Origin of the sequence: Pseudaminobacter salicylatoxidans (assembly GCF_003148475.1) — a bacterium.
GTDB lineage: Bacteria > Pseudomonadota > Alphaproteobacteria > Rhizobiales > Rhizobiaceae > Pseudaminobacter > Pseudaminobacter salicylatoxidans.
This window is the reverse complement of the sequence record NZ_QGGG01000010.1, coordinates 125088-150135: the sequence shown is the minus strand read 5'-3', so window position 1 is coordinate 150135 and position 25048 is coordinate 125088. Positions and strand designations below refer to the sequence as shown.

24 protein-coding genes and 1 riboswitch are annotated in these 25048 nt (G+C 62.2%); of the genes, 16 read left to right on the top strand and 8 right to left on the bottom strand.

Features of this window, described 5'->3' with window-relative positions; all coding sequences use genetic code 11:
• The first annotated feature begins 15 nt into the window (after window positions 1-15).
• The 4 genes from C7441_RS15140 (at window position 16) to C7441_RS15125 (ending at window position 5568) form a co-directional block, all read left to right on the top strand.
• Window positions 16-1188, top strand: coding sequence for an acyl-CoA dehydrogenase family protein (locus C7441_RS15140; protein ID WP_109613600.1), 1173 nt, complete (start codon window positions 16-18; stop codon window positions 1186-1188).
• A gap of 144 nt (window positions 1189-1332) precedes the next feature.
• A complete protein-coding gene (locus C7441_RS15135) occupies window positions 1333-2541 on the top strand; it encodes an acetyl-CoA C-acetyltransferase (RefSeq protein ID WP_109613599.1) in 1209 nt (402 codons plus the stop codon).
• A 128-nt stretch (window positions 2542-2669) separates the two neighbouring features.
• The gene (locus C7441_RS15130; protein ID WP_109613598.1) at window positions 2670-4892 is read left to right on the top strand and encodes a 3-hydroxyacyl-CoA dehydrogenase NAD-binding domain-containing protein; all 2223 of its coding nucleotides are present in this window, start codon (window positions 2670-2672) and stop codon (window positions 4890-4892) included.
• A gap of 130 nt (window positions 4893-5022) precedes the next feature.
• On the top strand, window positions 5023-5568 hold the full coding sequence (locus tag C7441_RS15125) for a thioesterase family protein (protein ID WP_026060533.1): 546 nt from the start codon (window positions 5023-5025) through the stop codon (window positions 5566-5568).
• A gap of 5 nt (window positions 5569-5573) precedes the next feature.
• Here the strand turns inward: C7441_RS15125 and C7441_RS15120 are convergent, their stop codons facing one another.
• Entirely contained in the window at window positions 5574-6038 is a 465-nt protein-coding gene (locus tag C7441_RS15120) for a DUF6790 family protein (RefSeq protein ID WP_146201498.1), read from the bottom strand.
• Window positions 6039-6206: 168 nt separating this feature from the next.
• Here C7441_RS15120 and C7441_RS15115 point away from each other — a divergent pair, with 168 nt between their 5' ends.
• From C7441_RS15115 to C7441_RS15105, 3 genes are all read left to right on the top strand, one after another.
• Entirely contained in the window at window positions 6207-6506 is a 300-nt protein-coding gene (locus tag C7441_RS15115; RefSeq protein WP_109613596.1) for a hypothetical protein, read from the top strand.
• Window positions 6507-6645: 139 nt separating this feature from the next.
• Complete coding sequence (locus C7441_RS15110; protein WP_109613595.1) at window positions 6646-7290, top strand: S24 family peptidase; 645 nt, start codon at window positions 6646-6648, stop codon at window positions 7288-7290.
• Window positions 7291-7310: 20 nt separating this feature from the next.
• Entirely contained in the window at window positions 7311-8129 is an 819-nt protein-coding gene (locus C7441_RS15105) for a thermonuclease family protein (RefSeq protein ID WP_109613594.1), read from the top strand.
• Here the strand turns inward: C7441_RS15105 and C7441_RS15100 are convergent.
• Window positions 8092-9744: a lysine--tRNA ligase gene (locus C7441_RS15100; RefSeq protein WP_109613593.1), complete on the bottom strand. Its 1653-nt coding sequence runs from the start codon at window positions 9742-9744 to the stop codon at window positions 8092-8094. The two genes, C7441_RS15105 and C7441_RS15100, sit on opposite strands and share 38 nt — an antisense overlap.
• 221 nt (window positions 9745-9965) lie before the next feature.
• On the opposite strand from C7441_RS15100, the gene C7441_RS15095 reads away from it, so the two are divergent.
• The gene (locus tag C7441_RS15095) at window positions 9966-10379 is read left to right on the top strand and encodes a tellurite resistance TerB family protein (protein ID WP_109613592.1); all 414 of its coding nucleotides are present in this window, start codon (window positions 9966-9968) and stop codon (window positions 10377-10379) included.
• A gap of 16 nt (window positions 10380-10395) precedes the next feature.
• On the opposite strand, the gene C7441_RS15090 is transcribed toward C7441_RS15095, so the two are convergent.
• Window positions 10396-11208, bottom strand: a complete 813-nt coding sequence (locus tag C7441_RS15090; RefSeq protein ID WP_109613591.1) for an ABC transporter substrate-binding protein — start codon at window positions 11206-11208, stop codon at window positions 10396-10398.
• A 378-nt stretch (window positions 11209-11586) separates the two neighbouring features.
• On the opposite strand from C7441_RS15090, the gene C7441_RS15085 reads away from it, so the two are divergent.
• A complete protein-coding gene (locus C7441_RS15085; RefSeq protein ID WP_170125147.1) occupies window positions 11587-13536 on the top strand; it encodes a glycosyltransferase family 2 protein in 1950 nt (649 codons plus the stop codon).
• A 3-nt stretch (window positions 13537-13539) separates the two neighbouring features.
• On the opposite strand, the gene ppk2 is transcribed toward C7441_RS15085, so the two are convergent.
• Window positions 13540-14442 (bottom strand): polyphosphate kinase 2, encoded by a 903-nt coding sequence (gene ppk2, locus C7441_RS15080; protein WP_109613589.1) that lies wholly within the window; start codon window positions 14440-14442, stop codon window positions 13540-13542.
• A gap of 79 nt (window positions 14443-14521) precedes the next feature.
• On the opposite strand from ppk2, the gene C7441_RS15075 reads away from it, so the two are divergent.
• The 3 genes from C7441_RS15075 (at window position 14522) to phoU (ending at window position 17593) form a co-directional block, all read left to right on the top strand.
• Window positions 14522-15790: an ATP-binding protein gene (locus C7441_RS15075; protein WP_109613588.1), complete on the top strand. Its 1269-nt coding sequence runs from the start codon at window positions 14522-14524 to the stop codon at window positions 15788-15790.
• A gap of 49 nt (window positions 15791-15839) precedes the next feature.
• Complete coding sequence (blaOXA, locus tag C7441_RS15070) at window positions 15840-16655, top strand: class D beta-lactamase (RefSeq protein WP_244916167.1); 816 nt, start codon at window positions 15840-15842, stop codon at window positions 16653-16655.
• 218 nt (window positions 16656-16873) lie between these two features.
• Entirely contained in the window at window positions 16874-17593 is a 720-nt protein-coding gene (phoU, locus tag C7441_RS15065; protein WP_109613587.1) for a phosphate signaling complex protein PhoU, read from the top strand.
• Between the two features lie 71 nt (window positions 17594-17664).
• On the opposite strand, the gene C7441_RS15060 is transcribed toward phoU, so the two are convergent.
• Window positions 17665-18189, bottom strand: a complete 525-nt coding sequence (locus C7441_RS15060; RefSeq protein WP_019172943.1) for a GcrA family cell cycle regulator — start codon at window positions 18187-18189, stop codon at window positions 17665-17667.
• Window positions 18190-18547: 358 nt separating this feature from the next.
• Here C7441_RS15060 and C7441_RS15055 point away from each other — a divergent pair, with 358 nt between their 5' ends.
• From C7441_RS15055 to C7441_RS15045, 3 genes are all read left to right on the top strand, one after another.
• The gene (locus tag C7441_RS15055; RefSeq protein WP_019172944.1) at window positions 18548-19732 is read left to right on the top strand and encodes an aspartate aminotransferase family protein; all 1185 of its coding nucleotides are present in this window, start codon (window positions 18548-18550) and stop codon (window positions 19730-19732) included.
• A 25-nt stretch (window positions 19733-19757) separates the two neighbouring features.
• Window positions 19758-20681, top strand: coding sequence for an ornithine carbamoyltransferase (gene argF, locus C7441_RS15050; RefSeq protein ID WP_109613586.1), 924 nt, complete (start codon window positions 19758-19760; stop codon window positions 20679-20681).
• Between the two features lie 117 nt (window positions 20682-20798).
• The gene (locus tag C7441_RS15045) at window positions 20799-21839 is read left to right on the top strand and encodes an Hsp33 family molecular chaperone (RefSeq protein WP_019172946.1); all 1041 of its coding nucleotides are present in this window, start codon (window positions 20799-20801) and stop codon (window positions 21837-21839) included.
• 66 nt (window positions 21840-21905) lie between these two features.
• Here the strand turns inward: C7441_RS15045 and apaG are convergent, their stop codons facing one another.
• On the bottom strand, window positions 21906-22298 hold the full coding sequence (gene apaG, locus C7441_RS15040) for a Co2+/Mg2+ efflux protein ApaG (RefSeq protein ID WP_019172947.1): 393 nt from the start codon (window positions 22296-22298) through the stop codon (window positions 21906-21908).
• Window positions 22299-22565: 267 nt separating this feature from the next.
• Between apaG and C7441_RS15035 the strand changes: the two genes are divergently transcribed.
• Entirely contained in the window at window positions 22566-23141 is a 576-nt protein-coding gene (locus C7441_RS15035; RefSeq protein WP_109613585.1) for a DUF922 domain-containing Zn-dependent protease, read from the top strand.
• 21 nt (window positions 23142-23162) lie between these two features.
• On the opposite strand, the gene C7441_RS15030 is transcribed toward C7441_RS15035, so the two are convergent.
• A complete protein-coding gene (locus C7441_RS15030) occupies window positions 23163-23642 on the bottom strand; it encodes an SRPBCC family protein (protein ID WP_170125146.1) in 480 nt (159 codons plus the stop codon).
• A gap of 91 nt (window positions 23643-23733) precedes the next feature.
• Complete coding sequence (locus C7441_RS15025; RefSeq protein ID WP_109613584.1) at window positions 23734-24927, bottom strand: O-succinylhomoserine sulfhydrylase; 1194 nt, start codon at window positions 24925-24927, stop codon at window positions 23734-23736.
• 44 nt (window positions 24928-24971) lie between these two features.
• Window positions 24972-25048: riboswitch (SAM riboswitch) on the bottom strand.

Sequence of the window (25048 nt, the reverse complement as noted above, 5' to 3'; positions counted from 1 at the left end):
GAGGAGATCTGCTCGATGACGACCAATCCCGCCGAAGTGCTTAGCCTGCCCAAACCCGCCTGGGCCACCGAAGATGTCGCGATGCTCTACGACATGGCGACCAAGTTCCTCGCGGCCGAGATCGCGCCGCGTTACGAGGAATTCGAGAAGGCCGAAATCTTCGACCGCGAAAGCTGGTGGAAGGCCGGCGAGGCGGGGCTGCTCTGCGCCTCCATGCCGGAGGAATATGGTGGCTCGGGCGGCACGTTTGCGCATGAAAGTGCGATCATGGAAGCCATCAGCCATGTCGGTGTCGATGGTTTTGGCATCGCGCTGCACAATTCCATCGTTGCGCCCTACATCCTCCACTATGGTTCGGAGGAGCAGAAGACAAAATGGCTGCCGAAGATGGCGACCGGTGAGTTGATCGGCGCCATCGCCATGACCGAGCCGGGCGCAGGCTCCGACCTGCAGGGCGCAAAAACTTCCGCTGTCAGAGACGGCAGCCAGTATCGCATCAACGGCTCCAAAATCTTCATCACCAACGGCCAGCTCGCCAATCTCATCGTGCTCGTCACCAAGACGGATCCGTCCAGGGGCGCCAAGGGCACCTCGCTGATCGTGATCGAGACCGACGAGGCCGAGGGTTTCGAGCGCGGCCGCAACCTCGACAAGATCGGCCTGAAGTCCAACGACACGTCGGAACTCTTCTTCAACGATGTGCGCGTGCCGACCTCCAATCTGCTCGGAGCCGAGGAAGGGCAGGGGTTCGTCCAGCTCATGCAGCAACTGCCGCAGGAGCGCTTGCAGATCGGCGCAACCGCCATTGCCATGATCGAGCGCGCACTGGCCGTGACCATCGACTATGTCAGGGAGCGTCAGGCGTTCGGCAAGCCTATCCTCGAATTCCAGAACACCCAGTTCAAGCTGGCCGAACTGAAAACGGAGGCCACCATCGGCCGCGTCTTCTACAATGACTGTGTCCAGCGCCACATCAATGGCGGGCTCGACCCGGTCACGGCATCCATGGCCAAATACTGGCTGAGCGAATTGCAGGGCAAGGTCGTGGACGAGTGCCTGCAATTGCACGGCGGCTATGGCTACATGAATGAATACCCGATCGCGCGCATGTATCGGGACGCCCGCGTGCAGCGCATCTATGGCGGCACCAACGAGATCATGAAACTGCTGATCGCGCGGAGTTTGTGACGAGGAAAGTTGAACCACCCCGGCCCTTCCGGCCACCCCGCTCCTGCCGATCCGGCGGAGGTGTCGAGGCGAGGCCCGGACGGGGCGAATGATGCAAGCGAAGCCATGGCACCGTCGTCAGGTTTCGCTTTCGAGGAGAAAAATATGGCTGACGCTTTTGTCTATGATGCCGTGCGCACCCCGCGCGGACGCGGCAAGAAGGATGGCTCGCTGCATGAGGTCCCGGCCGTGCGGCTGGCGGCCCGCACGCTGGAAGCCATCCGTGATCGCAACGGGCTCGACACCTCGGCGGTCGATGACATCATCTTCGGCTGCGTCGATCCGGTCGGTGAGGCGGGCGCGGTCATCCCGCGCGCGGCCGCCTTCGAGGCCGGCTACGACACACGAGCGCCCGGCATGCAGATTTCGCGCTTCTGCGCATCCGGCCTCGACGCCATCAACCTGGGCGCGGCCAAGATCGCCCAAGGCGCCGATGACATCGTGATCGCTGGCGGGGTCGAGAGCATGAGCCGCGTCGGCATGGGCATGTCGGGCGGCGCCTGGTTCATGGATCCTTCGGTCGGTCTGCCGGCCTGGTTCGTGCCGCAGGGCATCTCGGCCGACCTTATCGCCACCAAATACGGTTTTTCGCGTGATGACGTGGACGCCTATGCGGTTGAGAGCCAGAGGCGCGCCGCCAATTCCTGGGAAAAAGGCTACTTCAAGAAGTCGGTGATCCCGGTGAAAGACCAGAACGGCCTCACTATTCTCGACCATGACGAGCATATGCGCCCGACCACCGACATGCAGGGGTTGGCCTCTCTCAACCCATCCTTCGTCATGCCGGGTGAGATGGGCGGCTTCGACGCGGTCGCCGTGCAGAAGCATCCCGAGATCGAGGCGGTCAACCATGTGCACCACGCCGGCAACTCGTCCGGCATCGTCGACGGTGCCGCTGCCGTGCTGCTCGGTTCCAAGAAGGCCGGCAAGGCGATGGGACTGAAACCCCGCGCCCGCATCCGCGCGTTCGCCAATATCGGCTCCGAGCCGGTGCTGATGCTGACCGGCCCGGTTGACGTCACCGAAAAGCTGCTCAAGCGCGCGAAGATGAAGCTGTCGGATATTGACCTGTTCGAGCTCAACGAGGCCTTCGCCTCGGTCGTGCTGCGCTACTGCCAGGCTTTCGACATTCCGCATGACAGGATCAACGTCAATGGCGGCGCCATCGCGATGGGCCACCCGCTCGGCGCCACCGGCGCGATGATCTTCGGCACCGTGCTCGACGAACTGGAGCGACGCGACCTCAACACCGCGCTTGTCACGCTCTGCATTGGTGCGGGCATGGGCACCGCGACGATCATCGAACGCGTCTGACCACCCCTTACCCTCCCCTTGTGGGGCGGGTCGGCGCGTCTGCGCCGGGGTGGGAATTATGATGAAGGGCACAGCCACCGTCACGACCATGCGCTGACGCCACCGGATTTCAAGGAGGGACCACTCCAATGGCTGAATACAAGAATTTCACCGTCGAAACCGACCCGGACGGCATCGCTCTCGTCACCTGGGACATACCTGACCGGTCGATGAACGTCTTCACCGAAGAGGTGTTGGACGAGCTCAACACGATCATCGATCAGGTCGCCAGTGACGCGGCAATCAGGGGCGCGGTCATCACCTCCGGCAAGGAGTCTTTCTCGGGCGGTGCGGACCTTACCATGCTGCAGAAGATGCTCGGCCTGTTCTACAAGGAGAAGGCCAGGGATCCCGAAAAGGCGATCAAGCTTCTGTTCGACAATGCCGGCCGCATGAGCCAGCTTTTCCGCAAGCTCGAAACCTCCGGCAAGCCATGGGTCTCGGCCATCAACGGCATCTGCATGGGGGGTGCTTTCGAGATGTCGCTGGCTTGCCATGGCCGCGTTGCGGCCGAGGGCGACAACGTCAAGATGGCTCTGCCGGAGGTGAAGGTCGGCATCTTTCCGGGCGCCGGCGGCACCCAGCGCGTGCCGCGCCTTGCCAATCCGCAGGATGCGCTGCAGATGCTCACTTCGGGCCAGAACCTCTCACCGCAGCGCGCCAAGGCCATGGGCCTCATTCACGCCGTGGCCGATCCTGCAAAGCTTATCGAGGCTGCCAAGGCGATGATTGCCGCCGGCCTGAAGCCGGTGCAGCCCTGGGACGAGAAAGGCTTCAAGCTGCCGGGCGGGCCGGTCTATTCGGCTGCGGGTGCCAATCTCTGGCCACCGGCAATCGCCATCCTGCGCCGCGAAACCTACGGCAACTATCCCGCCGCCGCCGCTATCCTGAAATGCGTCTATGAGGGCCTGCTGGTGCCCTTCGACACAGGCCTTAGGATCGAGCAGCGCTACTTCACCGAGATCATGCGGAGCAGGGAGGCGGCGGCGATGATCCGCTCGCTCTTCGTCTCGCTGCAGGAGCTCAACAAGGGCGCGCGCCGCCCCGAGGGCGTTGCTCCCACCAAGTTCAGGAAGATCGGCGTTATCGGCGCCGGCTTCATGGGCGCGGGCATTGCCTATGTCACCGCCAGGACTGGTATCCCGGTCGTGCTCATCGACCGCGACATGCCCGCGGCCGAGAAGGGCAAGGTGCACTCCGCCGACCTGATGGACGGTCTGGTCAAGAAGGGCCGCGCCAAGCCGGAGGAGAAGGAAAAACTGCTCTCGCTTATCACGCCGAGCGACGACTACGCCGCGCTGGATGGCTGCGACCTCGTCATCGAGGCGGTGTTCGAGGATTCCGAGGTCAAGAAGACGGCCACCGGGAAGGCCGAGGCGGTGCTGAAGTCGTCGGCGATCTTTGCCTCCAACACATCGACCATCCCGATCACCTCGCTTGCCAGGAACTCGGCGCGGCCGAAGAATTTCGTCGGCATCCACTTCTTCTCGCCGGTCGACAAGATGATGCTGGTGGAAATCATCCTCGGCAAGAAGACCGGCGACAAGACCCTTGCCATGGCGATCGACTATGTCCGCGCCATCAGGAAGACGCCTATCGTGGTCAATGACACGCGCGGCTTCTACGTCAACCGCTGCGTGCTGCGCTACATGTCGGAAGCCTTCAAGATGCTGATCGAGGGTGTACCTGCCCCCATGATCGAGAACGCCGCGCGCGCGGCGGGCATGCCGGTCGGCCCGCTGGCGCTTGCCGACGAGACGGCCATCGACCTTGCCCAGAAGATCATGAAGCAGACCATTCGCGATCTTGGCGAAAAGGCGGTCGATCCCGAGCAGATGAAGCTCATCGACACGATGGTCGACAAGCATGGCCGCTTCGGCCGCAAGAACGGCAAGGGTTTTTATGACTACCCTGAAAAGCCCGCCAGGAAGCACCTCTGGCCGGGCCTGAAGGACCTCTACAAGCAGCAGAACCCCGACAAGATCGACTACGAAGAATTGAAGCAGCGCTTCCTCGTCGTCATCGCGCTCGAGGCCGCGCGCGTGATGGAAGAGGGCATCGTCACCGACCCGCGCGAGGCCGATGTCGGCTCGATCCTGGCCTTCGGCTTCGCGCCCTATACGGGGGGTACACTTTCCTACATCGACGGCGTCGGCGCGAAAGAATTCGTCAAGCTCGCCAAGGCGTTGCAGAAGAAATATGGCGCGGAGTTCAAGGCCCCCAGGCTGCTCCACGACATGGCCGAGAAGGGCGAGACCTTCTACCAGCGCTTCAACCCCTATCCGAAGGACGAGGCCAGGAAGGCAGCCTGAGGCGGGTTGCTCACTCCTCCTGAGACAGATAGATCGCAGGCCGGGCGAGATTTCGACCTCGTCGGCTTGCTGCATAAATCGTCGCTTCCCTGATGCGGGACACATGGCGGCATCACACAGGTGAATTGAAATGTATGTCTGGGCACGTCTTGCCAGGATGGCACTCACAACCGGCCGTCGCGGCGACTATCGCATGGGCGACGAAAGCCGGTTGAGCTTCCGCTGCCTGCCCACCGACATCGATTTCAACTGGCACCTCAACAATGCGCGCTACATGATGCTGGCCGATGTCGGCCGCATCGATATCTTCTTCCGTGCCGGGCTGATTGCCAGGGCGCGCGAGAAGGGCTGGGCGCCGATGCTCGGCGGGTTGCAGACCGTCTTCGTGCGCGAAATCCGGCTATGGCGCAAATTCGATGTCGTCTCTACCGTCGAGACGTGGGAAGGCACGCAGATCGTCGGCCGACACAAATTCGTGCTCGACACGGGCGAGACGGCAGCGTTGATCCTGACCACAGCCGGCATCTATGACCGCCGCAATCGCCGCTTCATGGAGTTCGACGAGGTGCTCACCGCGCTCGGCCGCTGTGCCACGCCGCGCCCGCCGACGGAAGCCGAACGCATTTTCATGGCTTCCCATGCGGGTCTGCGTGTTTTGGCAAAGCAAGGTGGTTAGTCCCCTTAAAACAGGCGCATCCACAGCGTCAGCACGATGAACCCCGCCAGCACCGCGCAGGCGAACAGGTCGCTGATCATCGCGACGTTCTGCTTGATGTTCCGGTCGGTGTCCGTGGCATGGCGAACACCCGCTATGCCATAAAAGAGCGTGCCCGCGATTGCCATCGGCATCACGAAGCTCGGCGCGGCAAGCGACAGCGCGCCGACGACGCCTGTCGAAAAATTCGCCACGCCAAGCTCGCGTACGAAGGGCAGCGCATCGTTGTTTTCGATGCCGAATATCTGCCTGGAGGTGAAGCCGGGCTTGAAGAACTGGTTGAGCCCCGCCAGCAGAAGCCTGATGCCGACCATCCAGAACACGAACCACCGGCCCACGAGCGGTAGCAGCGCAGCGGTACTCTCCAGACTGGCATATTCCGACAGGATCGACCCGATCGGCAGGATCACCATCACAAGCAGAATGGTCACGGCATACATAGCTGTCTCGAACCGGTTGGCGGCCAAGGTTATGGATATGTGGCGCCGATCCGCACGGTCAAATGATCGATACTGCCGGCGCCACATTGCTTTCACCAGGGGCGACGAAGTGCTAGATTGGTCCGGTAATTGCGTATGTCAGGCCTGAAAGGATTGACAATGCGTATGTTGCTGAAAGTCTCGATCCCGGTTGCCGAGGGCAATCGCGCCATCAAGGATGGCAGTCTCCCCAAGATCATCGAGAAGCTGCTTGGCCAGCTTCAGCCGGAAGCGGCCTATTTCACGCTCGAAAGCGGCAATCGAACCGCCTTCATCGTCTTCGACCTGAAGGATACGACGGCGATGCCTGCAATCGCCGAGCCGCTTTTCATGGGCTTCAACGCGACGATGGATATGATGCCGGTGATGAACGTCGAGGACATGAGGACCGGCCTCAAGGCGATGCTGGAGGCGATGTGAACGTGCCGCCGGCCATCACCAAAGGAGGAAAGAGGGCGCTTGGCGCAATGGAAACAGCGCGACTCTGGACAAGCCCTATGCCGGGCGGTAGATAAAAGGAAAGGTATTTTTTCCTGTTTCACGACACAGGACCATGACTATGCTCTCGCATGAACGGGTTTGGGCCGCTATCGATGCGTTGGCCGAGCGCTATTCGCTTTCGGCCTCTGGCTTGGCGAAGCGGGCGGGACTCGATTCCACCGCCTTCAACAAGTCGAAGCGGGCTTCGCCGGACGGTCGCCCGCGCTGGCCGTCTACGGAATCGCTGGCCAAGATCATCGAGGCGACGAATTCCTCGCTGGAGGAATTCCTGGGTCTGATTGAACCGCGCGTGAAGAGCGAAGGCCTTCCTGTGCAGGCTTCCTCCGTGCCGCTTATCGGGTTTGCGCAGGCGGGTGCTGGCGGTTTCTTCGACGATGCCGGTTTCCCCGCAGGCCATGGCTGGGACATGATCGATGCGCCCGTGCGGACCTCGGGCAGTTCCTATGCGCTGCAGGTGCAGGGCGATTCCATGTTGCCGCTCTATCGCGACGGCGACGTGCTGATCGTGGAGCCGGACGCAACCGTTCACAAGGGCGACCGCGTGGTGGTCAAGACGCGCTCGGGCGAGGTGATGGCCAAGGTTCTGGCGCGCCGGTCGTCGAACGCAATCGAACTGGTTTCGCTCAACCCCGAGCATCCGAACCGCAATCTCGGTATTGAAGAAGTGGAGTGGCTGGCGCGCATCGTCTGGGCGAGCCAATAACATATCGAAAGGAACGGGCGATGCGTCCTGGTATCTTTCTCGGTTCCGTCGTTTTCATCGCGGGTCTTGGCATTGCCATCATGGCGGGCGGCCAAGCGGTGAGTTCCGACCAGGCGGCATCGTCGACACCGGGGGAGGACGAGGCCGTCTTCGGCAGCTTCGAACAGAAGGAGCCCGGCCCGCTGGATACGGCTGCCGATGCCGTTGTCGATGCGCTTGTCGGAACACATCATCCCAACGAACGGGTCGGCGCAAGCGGGAAAACGCTCGCGCAGGCGGCCACACAGCAGGCCGTAGCGCCTGACGCCCCCGCGGCAACAAGCAGCGGGTCCAACGCCACCGCCATGCAATACAAGAAGAAGACCCTCTATCGACCGGTTGCGGTCGATGCCGGTACCATCGATGCGATGGGCTATCGGCTGGTCATAGCCGGCGTCATTCCGCTCGAGCCGGAAGCCAAATGCGATTTCGAGGGCAAGGCGTGGCCGTGTGGCGTGCGTGCGCGCACTGAATTCCGTGCCTGGCTGCGCGACCGGGCGGTGACCTGCGAGGTGCCGACCGAGCCGTCGAGCCGCGCGATCTCGACGCACTGCCATATCGGGACGGACGATGCCGGCAAGTGGCTGGTGGAAAACGGCTGGGCCCGCGCTGAAACGGCGGGCCCCTATGCCGGGCTCGGCAAGCAGGCGCAGGATGCAAAGCGCGGCGTGTTCGGCAAGCCGCCGGCTCTCATGCCCGAAACCCTGGTTTCGCCGGAAGCCGCCAACCTGCCCGAACCACTGCCGGCGCCCGATATTACGGCTACGCCGCCAGCTGACCTTTCAGGGCCTTCTGAATGAGTTCGCGCGTTTCGGCGATGCCGTAGAGCGCGACGAAGGAACCGAAGCGCGGCCCGCGTTCCTGCCCGATAAGGACCTGATAGATCATCTGGAAGAAAGCCACGGACACGCCCGGGCCACCTTCGGGGCTCTTCTTGGCGTGGTCCTGATAGCGTTCGATCTGGCGCGCGACGTTGAGCGCGGCATTCTGCACCGCCTCGCCGTCGGCGCCTTCCGGCAACGCAGCCAACGCATCGGAAAGCTGCGCCAGCGCGTCGCGCTCGACGTCATCGGGCGCGCGGTAGGATTTGGTCGGCTTCACGAAGTCGTCGAAGTAGCGGATCGCGTAGTCCGCCAGCTTGTCCAGTTCGGGATGCGAGGCGGGGGTGACACCCGGCGCATAGCGCGAGATGAAACCCCACAATACATCCTTGTTCTGCGCATTGGACGCGCTGACCAGATTGAGCAGAAGCGAGAATGGCACCGGCAGGTCGATGGCCGGTGGGTTGCCGTCATGCATGTGCCAGACCGGGTTGCCGAGGCGGTTCTTCCAGTCCTGCTTCGGATAGGCCGCAAGGAAGGCGTAGTACTCATCCACCGCCTTGGGGATGACGTCGAAATAGAGCTTCTTGGCCTGTCGCGGCCGCTGGAACATATAGAGCCCCAGGCTTTCGGTCGGCGCATAGGTCAGCCATTCGTCGATGGTCAGGCCATTGCCCTTCGACTTGGAGATCTTCTGGCCGTTCTCGTCCAGGAACAGCTCGTAGACGAAATGCTCCGGCGCCCGCCCGCCGAGAATATTGCAGATGCGGTCGTAGATGGAGGCATTGGTCTGGTGATCCTTGCCGAACATCTCGAAATCGATGCCGAGGGCGGCCCAGCGCATGCCGAAGTCCGGCTTCCACTGCAGCTTCACATTGCCGCCCTTGACCGAAAGCGTGGTTTCGGTTCCGTCCTCGTCGTCGAAAGTGATGGTGCCGGCCTTGGCATCGACATGCTTCATGGGCACGTAGAGCACACGGCCGGATTTCGGCGAGATCGGCAGGAAGGGGCTGTAGGTCGCCTGTCGTTCCTCGCCCAGTGTCGGCAGCATCACCGCCATGATCTTGTCGTAGCATTCGGCCGCACGCAGCAGCATCTCATCGAAGCGGCCGGACTTGTAGTATTGCGTTGCGCTGGCAAACTCGTAGTCGAAGCCGAAAGTGTCGAGGAAGCGGCACAGCATTGCATTATTGTGGTCCGCAAAGCTTTCATAATCGCCGCCGAATGGGTTCGGCACCGCCGAAAGCGGAATGTGCAGGTAGGGTTCGAGCGCGGCACGGTCCGGTACGCTGTCGGGAATCTTGCGCATTCCGTCCATGTCGTCGGAAAAGCAGATGAGCTTGGTGGCTACCTTGTTTTCGGTCAGCACGCGGAAGGCGTGGCGCACCATGGTCGTGCGCGCCACTTCGCCGAACGTGCCGATATGCGGCAGGCCCGAAGGGCCGTAGCCGGTTTCGAACAGAACCGTTTTGGGGAACTCGCGACCTTTGTAGCGCGCGATGATCTTGCGCGCCTCCTCGAACGGCCAGGCTTTGCTTTCGGCGGCCGCCGCGAGGATTTCGGGGTTGAGATCGATCATGTTTGATCCCGTCATGTCGCTGTTCCTGCATCGTTTGCCGGCATTGTCAGCCGGCGCAGCGTGTGTGTGGAGGGTTTCGTCATTCTGCCTGCCGGCCAGCGGCGCTGGCGAGGGAGGTCATCACAGGTCTGTAAGCGTGCGGGGAGAAGGCGTCAACGATCTGCGCGGTTTTTCCTTGCGGCGGGCCGGGTGGCTTCCTACCTTCGACCCGCCCGCAACGAGGATTTTTCGCAAGAATGAAGACCCCCACTGCTCATGAAGCCATCATCTATCTCATGGTGGTCACCTCCGCTTCCGACAGCGACATGACGGATGTGGAACTGGCGCGCATCGGCGACGTGGTGCGCACTTGGCCGGTATTCGAGGATTTTGACGAGAACAGGCTGATCAGCGTGGCGCAGGATTGCCAGAAATTGCTGCATGAGCCGAAGGGGCTTGAAGGCATCATGGCGATTGCCGCCAAGGCCATTGCGCCCCGGCTCCACGATACGGCTTACGCGGCTGCGCTGGAGGTGGCGACGGTCGACCTCGAAATGCGGCTGGAGGAAGTGCGCGTTCTGCAATTGCTGCGTCGCCATTTGGGGCTTGATCCGCTGATCGTCACGGCGATCGAGCGCACGACCAAGGCTCGCCATCGCATGCTCACCTGATGTCCTGGCGCGTGCCCTAGTAAAAGCTCACCGGAAAATAGCGCAGATAGAGTTCCGTGAAGGTGCCCTTCACGGAGATGGAATGCAACGCATAGTTGAGTGCGTTCGCCAGCGCGGGATTATTCGCCTTCACTGCTATAGCGAGCCCGGTGCCCAGATATTCGGGCGCCATATAGGGACCGCCGGCAAAGCTGCAGCAGCCGGCCGCGTCCGAGCCGGCAAGCCAGAAACCGAGCTTCATGCCGTCGCCGAAAATGCCGGCGATCTTGCCCGCCTTGAGGTCGTTGAACATCATGTCCTGACTGGCATAGGTCGCGGCTTTCACGTTGGGAAAATAATCCCGCAGCATCCTCTCATGCGCCGAGCCGGCGACCACGCCGATCTGCTTGCCGGTCAGTTTACCATAGAGCGGTTCGTTCAAGGCCGATGTCGTCGGCATCACGAAACGTGCCGGAAACCGTAGATAGGGTCGAGAAAAGGCATATTTTGTCCGCGCTTCCTGCGTCACCGCAATGCCCGCGATGATCGCTTCTCCTTCATCCTTTTGCAGCGCGCCGTCGAGTTCGCCCCACGGCAATGCCTGGATCTGGCATTTGTCGGCAATTTCCAGTTCGGCGCAGATCGCGCGGGCCAGATCTACATGCAGGCCCGACAGCCTGCCTTCGCGATCGAGGAAATTGAAGGGCGGGAAATCCGTGGTGGTCAGGAAACGCAGCCGCGGGAGTGTCGCAAGGTCGAGCCTGGCAAGCTTTTCCTTCGCGTCCCACAATATCGGCGCTCGCGGTTCCTCGGCTCGTGACATGCTGCCGCAGAAGGCGAGGGCGCACATGATGGCGAGGGATAGCGGACGAAGTTTCACAGGCCTCTCTGGGTTGCGCGAAAGGATGGGGACGATTGACCCTGCCTGTTTTCATAGCGCCAAACGATGGCGATTCCCACCCTGTCGTCGCGGTTCCGGGGTGTTGTCCACCTGGGCAAAATATTCAACTTTAAGTAAGTGGCAACAGTTACAAAAGCATGCCTACGATTCGACGGGGTCTGCAACATTGAGGGTGTGTTGCCGTGGGCGATTGTTTGAAAACGCCATCCAGGTATGCCGGCGTGGGGCTTTGCCCGGCGCCGACGGGAAGCTCTGGTGTCCGAAGGCCGCGTTGTTTGCCCGTGCTGCACAACGCGGTTTCGGGCAACCGGCTTCGGAGGTGGCGCGATGGCTCTCATTGATGTTTCCGCCCATGGCTGGCGTGCGGCCCCGCTACCGCAGCTGAAGCAACGCCGCGCTGGCGCACGTGACGCGGTTCGCGCTGGCGCTCCGACATCGCAGGCGTTCTCCGGTCACGCGGAATGGCGCCCGCTGATCGAGCGCATGGGATTGCCTTCCGATGCCGCGTTGCGCATCGCCATGCAGGCGAACGTCAATGACACGGATTTCCAAAGCGAGCTTCTCGCCTCGGGAGCCGTGAGCGAGGAGGCATTCTTCCGCGCGCTGGCGGACGATCTCGGGCTACCTTTCGTGAGCAGGATCGACCCTGACAAGCTCATCATTCGCGAGGAGCAATGTCTGATGCTCCTGCGTCGGAATGACGGCCGCAGGCTGGTGAAGGTCGAGGAAGCCGACGGCATCGCCTATCTGGTCGCCCCCGAGCGGACTCGGATCAGCGTGCTGCATGCTCTGTTGAGGCGAAATCCGGGTGTGCGTGGCAGGTTGCGGGCTACGACGACCGGAGAGTTGCGTTCCGCGTTGCTGAAGCGAGCCGAGCAACCGTTGATGCGCATCGCCGTCCGCGACCTGTTCGACCGCTATCCCGAATACTCCGCGCGCATTGGCATCACCGCGTGGCAGGGCATGGTGTGGGGCGTGCTGGTCACGGCCTTCGTCATAGCGATGGTTCTGGCGCGCGATATTGCATATGCGGTGGCACATGGCCTGTTTTCGCTGTGCTTTATTGCCTGCATCGCCTTGCGCTTCGTCGCTGCCCGTTTCGTCACGCCACCGTTGCGGCCGCGCATTTCACCGGCGGAACGGCGCGAAATGCCGGTCTATTCCGTACTCATTGCCCTTTACGATGAAGCCGTCATGGTGCCGAGTCTGCTGGCGGCACTGGAGCGTATCGAATGGCCGCGCAGCAAGCTGGAAATAAAGCTCTGCTGTGAAGCCGACGACCGGTCGACGCTCGCTGCCATTCGCGCCTGCGCGTTGCCTTCCCATATCGAGGTGATCGAGACGCCGCCGCACGCGCTGCGCACGAAGCCCAAGGCGCTCTCCTATGCGCTGCCTGTCACGCGCGGCGACCTGATCGTGTTGTATGATGCCGAGGATCGTCCGCATCCGGCGCAGTTGATCGAGGCCTGGCAAAGATTTCGCGACCGTGGCCCGGAACTGGCCTGCGTGCAGGCGCCGTTGGAAATCGCCAACCGCGAGGCGTCTGTCATCTCGCGCATGTTCTTCTTCGAATATGCAACACTGTTTCGCGGGCTGCTGCCCTGGTTGTCGCGCCGGGGGTTGATGCTGCCTTTGGGTGGTACGTCGAACCATTTCCGGCGCGAAGCGCTGGAGGCTGTCGGCGGCTGGGATCCGTACAATGTGACGGAAGATGCCGATCTTGGCCTGAGACTGACGCGCTGCGGCTATCGGGCCGAGACGATCGATTGTCCGACGCTGGAGGACGCTCCGGAAGATTTCGGCACCTGGCTGCCTCAGAGGACCAGATGGTTCAAGGGATGGGTGCAGACGTGGCTGGTGCATATGCGCAATCCCGGGCGGCTTGCCGAAGAGGTGGGCTGGGGCTCTTATGCGGTGGCGCAGGTGCTCTTTGCCGGGCTGATCGTCTCGGCAATGATGCATCCGCTCCTGGCGGTGATGTTGCTCGATGTGCTTGTGGACATAAGGGCAGGGCAGCCGTTGGGTGCCTGGCGCGCCGTGCTGTTGCCGTTCGACATGGCCAACATTGCCTTCGGCTATATCTCCTTTCTGCTGCTCGGCTGGTACACGCTGCGCTCGCGTGAGCGCCGGGGCTTCTGGAAGATCATCCTGTTCGTGCCTGTCTACTGGTTGATGATCTCCGCTGCTGCCTGGCGTGCGATATGGCAATTTTGGCGGTGTCCCCATCATTGGGAGAAGACGCCGCATCGCAGCCCGGCACCGTTCAGGGCGAAGTGAAATTCAGGAAATCTTCTTCAGGAATTTCGTTCCCTTACCGATGATCTTCTTGTCGGGCACGCCGATGCCATCGGCATCGCGTCCCGGATAGGGCAGTTCGAGCAGAATGTGCCGCATCACCGCCAGCCGGGCGCGGCGCTTGTCGTTGGCACGTACGATCGTCCATGGCGCGTGGTCGGAATGGGTGCGCTCGACCATCTGGTCGCGCGCTTTCGTGTAGTCATCCCAGCGTATCATGCCGGCGACATCCATCGGCGAGAACTTCCAGTTGGTCAGCGGGCTGTGCACGCGGTCATGGAAGCGCTTGAGTTGCATTTCCTGACCGATGTCGAGCCAGAATTTGAAGAAGCGGACGCCGTCGCGAACGATCTGCTTTTCGAAGCGCGGGGTTTCGGCAAGAAAGTGCTCGTGCTGCTCGGGCGTGCAAAAACCCATCACCGGCTCGACGCCCGCGCGGTTGTACCAGGAGCGGTCGAAGGTCACGAACTCGCCCGAGGTCGGGAAATGCTCGACATAGCGCTGGTAATACCATTGTCCGCTCTCTCTTTCGGTCGGCTTGGTCAGCGCCACGTTGCGCGCGATGCGCGGGTTCATATAGGAGCGCAACACGCTGATGGTGCCGCCCTTGCCTGCGGCGTCACGGCCCTCGAACAACACCATCACGCGCTCGCCGGTCTTCTGCATCCAGGCCAGCAACTTCACCAGTTCGATCTGCAGGCGCTCCTGCATTTCCTGGTATTCTTTCAGCGGCATCTTTTCGTCATAAGGGTAACCGCCCGACTTGAGGGCCTTCTTGTCGATCCAGTCGGGCAGTTTCGGGTCTGCTATGTCGAACACGCGTTCGCGCCCGTCCACCCTGAGCGCGAGTGGTTCGATGCGAGCGGTTGCTTCGGGGGCGCTTTCCATGCCGGGGAGCCTTTCCTGTTTCGCAACTCATGCTATTGGGTGCAGGGCATCTGGTCCAGAATTGGAGTCGGGACGTCGCATGAGCGAAAAGGGCAGCGGGCGCGACAGGCTTTTCAGGCTTTTGGTCCATCGGTTCCGCCAGAACCGCTGGATGCTGGCGGCGGCACTTGCGGTGGCTATCGCCGTGCATCTGACCGCCCCCTCGGGCGCATGGCTGGTGGCAGGTGTTCTGGCGCTCTTCGTGGTTGCCGCGCTGGCGCCGAGCCGCACCGCCGACCAGAGACGTGTAGAGGCGGCCGAGGTCGCCAATGGCGCCGGGCTTGCCGGCCTGTCGAGTGAAAATCTTGCCGCAGCCGTCACAGATCCGCTGATCGTGTTCGATGGCGCGGGTGCCGTGGTGCATGCCAACGCTGCCGCGTCGGCAGCCTTCGGCGCGCTGTCGCCGGGCATCCTGCTGTTGCTCAAATTCCGCGCGCCCGAGATGCAGGAGACGATCCAGGCAGTCCTTTTCGGCCGCGAAACCGCGCGCGAGACCGACTATGTCGAGCGTGTGCCGATCGAGCGCGTTTATCGTGTCACGGCCTCGGCGGTGGGGCGCAATACCGGCCTTTACGTCATGGTCTTCAAGGACCAGAGCGAGGCGCGCCGCATCGACCGCATGCGGGCCGACTTCATCGCCAATGCCAGCCATGAGTTGCGCACCCCGCTGGCCTCCGTTTCGGGCTTCATCGAGACGCTGCGCGGCCCCGCCCGTGACGATGTCGCCGCGCGCGAGCAGTTCCTGCAGATCATGCAGGCGCAGACGGCGCGCATGGCCCGCCTGATCGACGACCTGCTCTCGCTGTCGCGGCTGGAAATGAAACCCTATTTCAGGACCGGCGCAAAAGTCGAGCTGAAGGACGTTCTGGACAGCGTTATCGCCTCGCTGGCGCCGCTCGCGGCCGATTCCGAGGTCGTCATCGAGCGCGACTTCTCCGACACCGCGTCAGCGGTGTTCGGCGACCGTGACGAGCTTATCCAGGTATTCGAGAACCTCGTGGAAAATGCCTGCAAATACGGCCAGAAGGGCGGGCGCGTCGTGGTGTCCGTCGCGGGACCGGAGGCCGATCCGGAAGGTGAAACGACGGTGACGGTTCGCGATTTCGGGCCGGGCATCCCTGAGGAGCACATCCCGCGCGTCACCGAGCGCTTCTATCGCATAGATGCCGAAACCAGCCGCGCGCAGAAGGGGACCGGCCTCGGTCTGGCCATCGTCAAGCACATCCTCACCCGTCACAAGGCATGGCTGTCGATCAGCTCGAAGCTGGGCGAGGGTGCAGCCTTTACCGTTCATTTTCCGCCGGAGTGATATGCGGTTGCTCGGCCAGGGCGCGGACGAGGATACTCCAATGACAACAATGTCTCGAACGGTACGCTGGCTGAGGCTTCTCGCGATCGCGAGCCTTTTCAGTCCCGCCCAGGCCTTCGCCGCTTCCAAGGGCAAGGTTCCCGAATGCACAGTCATTCTCGATGCGGCGTCCGGCAAGGCGCTTTACCGGGAAGGGGCGTGCGGCGAGCGGTTCAACCCTTTTTCGACCTTCAAGCTACCGCTGGCGCTGATCGGCTATGATGCGGATATCCTCGAGGATGCGCACACGCCGAACTGGGACTACAAGCCTGAATTCAAGGCGGTCAAACGCGACCGGAAGACGGTCGATCCGACGATATGGGAAAGGGACTCCGTTCTCTGGTTCTCGCGCGAGATCACGCGGCGCCTGGGCGAAGAGCGCTTTTCCCGTTACGTTTCGAAGCTCCAGTACGGCAACATGGATGCTTCCGGCGATCCGGGAAAGAACAACGGCCTTACCAATGCATGGCTTATGTCGTCGCTGAAGATTTCTCCCGACGAGCAGGCCGCTTTCGTACGGCGTATGCTCGTCCGGGAACTTCCGGTGTCGGGCAAGGCCTATGCCATGACCGCCGCCATCATCCCGCAGTTCCAGACAGGGAATGGCTGGGTTGTCCATGGCAAGACCGGCACCGGCTGGCTGCCGGGCAGGGATGGCAAGGCCGACCGAAACCGTTCCCTTGGCTGGTTCGTTGGTTGGGCGGAGCGGGACAATCGCCGGATCACTTTCGCGCGTATGCAGGTGGGCACCGGGAGGGCAAGCTCGCCCAAGGGACCGGAACTTAGAGCGCGTTTCCTCGACGAGTTGCCGGCACTGATGAAATAGATGCTGGAAAGACAAGCGTCGCTGTGTCGGCGCTTGTCCGTTCGCGGCAGGCAGCCTGTCTCATCAATGTTCTTGCGTAGCATCGCCCGCAAAAGCCGGACAATGCTGTGCGCTGAAGTCGTCCCCGGCTAAGCATTCTTTTTTCCGTCATGCAGGTGGCGTATGAACTGGGATTCAGGATCAAGATTCCCTGACGGGGCATTCGAGGAAATGCATCCATGCAGTCACATCACATTGTCCGCGCTTACGACGACGAACTGAAATATCTGACGCGCAAGATCGCGGCGATGGGCGGCCATGCCGAACGGCTGGTCGATCAGTCGGTGGCGGCGCTGGTGAATTCAGACACCTCGCTGGCGCGCAAGGTGATCGAGGATGACGCCATTCTCGATCAGGCGCAGCGTGAGATCGACGACAAGTCCATCCTCATCATCGCCAGGCGCCAGCCGGTGGCGGCGGACCTTCGCGAGATCATAGGCGCTATTCGCATCGCAGCTGATCTGGAGCGCGTCGGCGATCTCGCCAAGAATGTCGCTAAGCGTGTCGTGGCGGTGGCGGAAGGGCGTCAGCCGGTCAGTCTGTTCCGGGGGCTCGAGGCACTGGCCGAACTGGCGCTGACCCAGCTCAAGGAAGTGCTCGACGTCTATGCCTCGCGTTCCGTGGAACGCATCGAGTTCGTACGCGCCCGCGACAACCAGATCGACGCCATGTACACCTCGCTGTTCCGCGAACTGCTGACCTACATGATGGAAGACCCGCGCAACATTACGCCCTGCACGCATCTGCTGTTCTGCGCCAAGAACATCGAGCGTATCGGCGACCACGCCACCAACATCGCCGAGACGATCTTCTATGTCGTCACCGGCGATCAGATGCCCGCCGACCGCCCCAAGGAAGACAAGAGTCACCACGTGACGCTGCCTGTGGAGCACAAATAGGGTTTGCCCCCAATAAAAAACGCCGGGCAAAAAGCCCGGCGCGAGGTGGGAGCATTCTGCGGTAATCGGGGTCAGCGCGCGCGGCGGCGCTCCGCGGCCGGCTGGAAAGCGATCTTGGAGTGGTACCTGCAATAGGGGCCGGTCTCGCCGGCTTCGTTGCCGCAGAAGTGAAATTCTTCCGTCAGCGGGTCGCCGTTCGGCCATTTGCAGGTGCGCTCGGTAAGCTCGACGAGCTGCAGGCGGCGCGAGATCGGCACCACGACGTCTTCCACCGGACGCAGATACTGGCGAGCGACCGGCTCGGCGTCGAACTGCGCCTGCAGCGCGGTTGCGCCAACCGTGGCGGTGATGGTGCGCGTGGGCGCGGCGGCCGGGCGCGGCGCGGTCTTCACCGCGGTGGCGGTCGGCGCCTGCACGGTCTTTTTCTGGCGAGCCGGGGCGGCGGTTGCGCGGCCACGGCTCGACAGCTTGAGACGGTGCACTTTGCCGATGACCGCATTGCGGCTGACGCCGCCGAGTTGTGCTGCGATCTGGCTGGCACTCAGGCCTTCGGCCCAGAGTTTTCGTAAGGTTTCGACGCGCTCGTCAGTCCACATGAGAATGTGCTCCTGCTGCAAAGTGCGGCTCCCGGAATCCATTCCCGCCCCGGCCAATGCCGGGTCGACACCACATATACACGGGTGAATGAGTTTGCCGCACGAAATCTAGTTATTTCTTGATCGCAAATTAGCTTATCGGCCGACTCGGTGACAAGAGTCCGAGAAGCCACACGAATCCGTATTTTGGGGTTTTCCCCAACTTGCCCGCGAAATCGGTCCGCAGATCGCGGGGAATTCGGCTGGTTCAATACTTGTAGGCGACGTTTTCGTTGACTTCATGGCCGAAAACGAAATATGCCGGTCAAGGCCGCCATTTGGGCGGCTTTTTGGTTTTCGGCATCTGGAGATGCATGCAATGAGCGGTTCGGCGCTATACGATACTTTCGCGCGCGCGCCCCTGGCCTTCGAGCGGGGCGAGGGTTCCTGGCTGATCACGCAGGACGGACAGCGATATCTCGATTTTGCCGGCGGCATTGCCGTCAATTCGTTGGGCCACGGTCATCCGGCGCTGGTTGCCGCGCTGACCGAGCAGGCCGGCAAGCTGTGGCACACCTCCAACCTCTATGAAATCCCCGGCCAGACGCGCCTGAGCGAGCGGCTGGCGGCTGCGACCTTCGCCGACAAGGTGTTCTTCACCAATTCGGGCGCCGAGGCGCTGGAATGCGCCATCAAGACCGCGCGCCGCTACCAGTATGCGAATGGCCACCCGGAAAAGTTCCGCATCATCACCTTCGAGGGCGCCTTCCATGGCCGCACGCTGGCGACGATCGCCGCCGGCGGCCAGCAGAAATACCTCGAAGGTTTTGGCCCGAAGGTCGAAGGCTTCGATCAGGTACCGTTCGGCGACCTTGAAGCGCTTCAGAAAGCCATCACGCCCGAGACCGCGGCCCTCCTGATCGAGCCTGTTCAGGGCGAGGGCGGCATCCGCGAGGTGGCGGTGTCATTCCTGAAGCGGCTGCGCGAACTGTGCGACGAGCATGGCCTGCTGCTTATCCTCGACGAGGTGCAGAGCGGCATCGGGCGCACCGGCAAGCTGTTCGCCTATGAGTGGAGCGGCGTCGCGCCCGACATCATGGCGATCGCCAAGGGCATCGGCGGCGGCTTCCCCGTAGGCGCCTGCCTTGCCACGGCCAGGGCGGCCGAAGGCATGACGGCCGGCGTCCACGGCACCACCTTCGGCGGCAATCAACTCGCCATGGCGGTCGGCAATGCCGTGCTGGACGTGGTGCTGGAAGAGGGTTTCCTCGAAGATGTGCAGCGCAAGGCGCTGCTGATGAAGCAGGGGCTGGCGGCCGTGGCCGACGAGTTCCCGGACGTCATCGAGGGCGTGCGCGGCTCGGGCCTGATGCTCGGCCTGAAATGCAGGATGCCCAATGGCACGGTCAACGCTGCCCTGCGTGACCAGAAGTTGCTGGCGGTTCCCGCCGGCGACAATGTGATCCGCCTTCTGCCGCCGCTGACGGTCTCGGACGACGAGATCCGCGAGGCGCTGGAGCGAATCCGATCGGCAGCCGGGAGCCTGTCCGAAACCACCGCATAAGCTGAAACCGAGCCAGAGGTTCGAAATGACCAGTGGTATCCGCCACTTCACCGACCTTTCCACCATTTCCGCAGGCACGCTGCGCGGCATTCTCGACGATGCCAAGGCGCGCAAGGGAAGGCTGAAGGCCGGTGAACGATCGCGACCGCTGGACGGCAAGGTTCTGGCCATGATCTTCGACAAACCCTCGACCCGCACGCGCGTGTCGTTCGATGTCGGCATGCGCCAATTGGGCGGCGAGACCATCATGCTCACCGGCACGGAAATGCAGCTTGGCCGTTCGGAGACCATCGCCGACACCGCGAAGGTACTGTCACGCTATGTGGACGCGATCATGATCCGCACCACGTCGCATGACCGGCTGGTCGAACTCACCGAGAACGCGACGGTGCCGGTTATCAACGGCCTCACCGACGATACCCATCCCTGCCAGATCATGGCGGACGTGTTGACCTTCGAGGAGCATCGCGGCCCGGTTGCCGGCAAAACCTTCGCCTGGGTAGGCGACGGCAACAACGTGCTGCATTCGCTTCTGGAGGCATCGGCCCGTTTCAGCTTCAACCTCAATGTCGCCGTGCCGGAAGGCAGCGAGCCGATGCAGAAATTCATCGACTGGTCGCGCGACAATGGCGGCAAGCTGCATTTCACGCGCAGCGCCGAGGAAGCGGTCGAGGGCGTGGACTGCATCGTCACCGATTGCTGGGTATCCATGGGCCAGGAGCATCGTGCGCGCGGCCACAACGTCTTCTTGCCCTATCAGGTCAACGAGGCGCTGATGAAGCGTGCCAAATCCGATGCGCTGTTCATGCACTGCCTGCCTGCCCATCGCGGCGAGGAAGTGACCGACGAGGTGATCGACGGGCCGCATTCGGTGGTGTTCGACGAAGCCGAAAACCGCCTGCACGCCCAAAAGGCTGTGATGGCCTGGTGTCTGGGCGCCCACGCGTGATCCCGATGGCGTGAAGCCGCACGACAGGACGAGCGAACTCCGGCGGCGCGCAAAAGCTTGATCCGGCGGCCCTGCGTGCCTATTTGCGCCACATCACACTCGTATTTACGCTGAAACATGCGGCCCGGCGACATCGCCGGATGCCGCGACAAGGGATTTGGTCCATTGGCTGATAAAGAACGCAAGCTTGGCGAATTCGGCTTCGCCGGAGACGACGCGGTTGTGCCCTTCGAGGTCGGCCCGCTCGATGTGCGCGGGCGCATCGTGCAGATCGGGCCGCTTCTGGACACGATCCTGGCGCGGCACGACTACCCCGAGCCGGTGGCGCGGCTTCTGGCCGAGGCCGTCGTCGTCACCGTGCTGCTCGGCACTTCGCTGAAATTCGAGGGCAAGTTCATCCTGCAGACGCGCACGGACGGACCGGTCGATATGCTGGTGGCCGATTTTGCCACGCCTCATGCCGTGCGCGCCTATGCGCGCTTCGATGCCGAACGGCTGGAAACGCTGCTGGCCGCCGGCGAAAGCGCACCCGAAACGCTGCTGGGCAGCGGTGTTCTGGCGCTTACCATCGACCAGGGGCCGCACACCCAGCGCTACCAGGGCGTCGTGCAGCTTGAAAACACCTCGCTGGAGGAAGCGGCCAAGACCTATTTCCGCCAGTCGGAACAAATCCCGACCGATGTGCGCCTTGCCGTGGGCAAGCAGGTCGTTCCGGGCTCCGGCGGCCGTGAGCACTGGCGCGCCGGCGGCCTCCTTGCGCAGTTCCTGCCCAAGGCGCCGGAGCGTATGCGCACGCCCGACATTCATGGCGGGGATGGCGATCACGACCATGCCCCGCGTGAGTTGGCCGACAATGCCTGGCAGGAACTACTGGCGCTGTCGGCGACGATAGAGCCGACCGAATTGCTCGACCCCATGGTTGGGAGCGAGCGGCTGCTGTTCCGGCTCTTCAACGAGCATGGGGTGCGTGTCTTCGACAGCATCGAGGTGCGTGACCAGTGCTCGTGCTCGCGCGAGAAGATTCAGGGCATCCTGGGCGGGTTTTCGGCCGAAGAGATCGCCGAAAGTGTGGAAGATGGCGGCGTGATCCGCGTCAATTGCGAATTCTGCTCGAAGAAATACGAATTCGAGGCAGCGCAATTAGCCCCTACCGCTTGATCTGCGCGATGCTCCCATGGTTCCGGCGAGCGGCCGGAACCATGGGCAGCATGCCTGTAAGGGAGGTCAGTTCACCGTGCGCGACGTATCGGGCAGGTCGAGCGAGAAGGCGGGAATGTCCACATCGAACAGTTCGTCGCGTTCGTTGCGCATGGTGTAGCGGCCGACCATGATGCCCGACGGTGTGGTAAGTGGGCAACCCGACATATACTGATAACTGTCGCCGGGGTTGAGTTCGGGCTGTTCGCCGACAACGCCTGCCCCGCGTACTTCCTCCACGCGTCCCAGCGCGTCGGTGATGTGCCAGTAGCGTGAAAGCAATTGCACGAAATCGTCCGACTGGTTGGCGATCGTTACCCGATAGGCCCAGACATAGCGGTTTTCCTCCGGGTCGGAGCGTTCCTCGAGATAGAACGGCTCGACGCTCACTTCGATGTTGCGCGTTATGGCGCGGTACATGGCATCGGCACTCCTCAATCCCTGCGACAGAATCTGTTGCTATGCCCGGCAGGGTCAACAGCTTCCGGCATCATCATCGCGATTGTGATTTCCGCATGGCGGCGCGCCGCGTCCATCGGGCGCAATGCCGCAGCTGGCTTTCTCCAGCGTTGCCTGGTCCGTAGCCCGTGCGAAAACCCTGTCGCGCTTGCGGCCTCCATATCATAGCCTTCTGCAAGGAGAGGTCAGGGGATTCGTGTGAAATCAGTTCTTTGGTGTTGGCTGGTCATGGCCTTTTGCGCCGCGACACCGGCGGCCGCACAGGGCCAGTGGCAGGCAGTCGAGAAGGTTCAGACCTATGCAATCAAGGGCAAGACGGGGCCGGAACTCTATGCCTCGATAGGCGAGCACGGCCCGCAGGTCGGAAGCCTCAAGCTGCGCACCATCGCGCACACCAACTTCAAGCTCACCTGGTCGCGGAATTATCAGCGGCAGGATGACGGCTCCTGCGTGCTGGTTTCAGCGCGGCCCAATCTTGCCATCACCTACATGCTGCCCAAGCCGCGCGGGAAGCTGCCGGCCCTGATCCGCAAGAACTGGGATATATTCTACGCCGGTGTGCATGCTCATGAGCGGGTGCATGGCGAGATGATCAAGGATATGGTCAGGGAGATCGAGAAAGTCAGCATCGGCTTTTCCGCTCCAGACGATCCGGATTGCCGCAAGATCAGGACGGAGCTGACGAAACGTCTTGCCGAGATTTCTCTGATGCAGCGGCAGCGTAGCCGCGATTTCGACCAGGTCGAAATGAGCGACGGCGGCAATGTTCACCAGCTCATCCTCGCTCTGGTGAACGGCGGATAGGCAGGGTGTCTCGCAACAGGTTCAGGAGGTGGGCTCTTCCGTATAGGCCGCGAGATTGCCGAGTGTGGAGGCCATGCCCGCCTGATGATCCTCGACCCGTATGCCCTCCGGTACGTTCTCGCATGAAATGGTTACTTCGGTGCCGCCCGGAACCGGTCGCAGGCTGGTAGTGACGGTCATCTTTCCGGAGAATGCGGGATCGTCGGATAAGAACTCGATGATTTCCACCACGCGCTGGTCGGGAACCAATTCCTGGAATTGCCCCTCGAATATATCGGCGTCCCTGGTCGTCTTGCCCTGCACTGCGTGGTCGTCGCCGGAGTAGATGAAGGCCATGCGAAACGACCCGCCTTCCCGCGCGTCGAAGGCATGAATTCGTGCCGTCATTCCCGCAGGCGGGCGCCATTTCACGACGGCGTCAGGGTCGAGCAGCGCCTGATAGATGACCCGCGGCGGGGCGTGCACGATGCCCGAGGCGGTATCCATTCTTCTGGGGGGCATTCGATCCTCCTTCCAATGGATGATAGCGGCATCGCCGAAGAAAATCGAAGGCAAGGCGGCATTGCGCCGCCATCGCCCACGAATTCAGTTTTTAGGCTGCCGCCGCCTTCAGCGCGCGGTCGATATCCTTCAGCAGGTCATCTGCATCCTCGATGCCCAGCGACAGGCGCAGCGTGCCGTCGCTGATGCCGAGTTCAGTCCGCGCTTCGTCTGTCAGGTTTTTGTGCGTGGTGGTGGCCGGATGCGTGATCAGGCTCTTGGAGTCGCCGAGATTGTTGGAAATGACGATCACGTCGAGCGCATTTTCAAAGGCGAAGGCCGATTTCTTGCCGCCCTTGAGGTCGAAGCAGATCATCGTTGAGCCGCCCTTCATCTGCTTCCTGACAATGTCGGCCTGTGGGTGGTCGGCGCGGCCCGGATAGATAACGCGTGCCACCTCCGGACGTTCGGCCAGAAAATCGGCTACCCTGGCGGCATTTTCCGACTGCTGGCGCACGCGCAGCGGCAGCGTCTCAAGGCCCTTCAACATCGTCCAGGCGTTGAATGGCGAAAGGCTCGGGCCGGTATGGCGGAAATAATCCTGCAGGCTTTCCTCGATCCATTGCTTGTCGGAAAGGATAACGCCGCCGAGGCATCGGCCCTGGCCGTCGATATGCTTGGTGGCCGAATAGACGACGACATGCGCACCAAGCTGCAGCGGCTTCTGCATCAGCGGGGTCGCGAAGACATTGTCGACGATGAGCCGCGCGCCGATGGAGTTGGCAAGGGCCGCCACCGCCGCAATGTCCACCACTTCGAGCGTTGGATTGGTCGGACTTTCGAGGAAGAATATCTTCGTGTTGGGCCGCACGGCCCGTTCCCAGTTGGCGATGTCGCGGCCGTCTACCAGGGTTGCCTCGATGCCGTAGCGGGGCGCGAGGGTCTCCACCACCCAACGACAGGAGCCGAACAGCGCGCGCGCCGCCACGATGTGGTCCCCTGCCTTCAGGCTGCACAGGATCGCGGCCGTTACCGCTGCCATGCCGGACGCCAACGCGCGAGCTTCTTCCGCGCCTTCCAGCGCGCACATGCGCTTTTCGAACATGTCGACGGTCGGATTGGCGTAGCGCGAATAGATGAAGCCGGGATTTTCGCCCTTGAATCGGGCTTCCGCCGCTTCTGCGGTCTCGTAGACATACCCCTGCGTGAGAAACATCGCCTCGGCAGTTTCGCCGAATTCGGAGCGAAGCACTCCGGAATGGACAAGTTGGGTTGCAGGTTTCCAATCGCGCTTATCGTTCGTCATAGCCCTGATCCAAACACAAAAAAACCGGCCGCGAAAAGTCGCATGCCGGTTTGCAAACGGCCCTTTAGCGACTTGTTTAACGTGGCTGCAAGCCGACCGGCAAATCACCACGGGATAACGC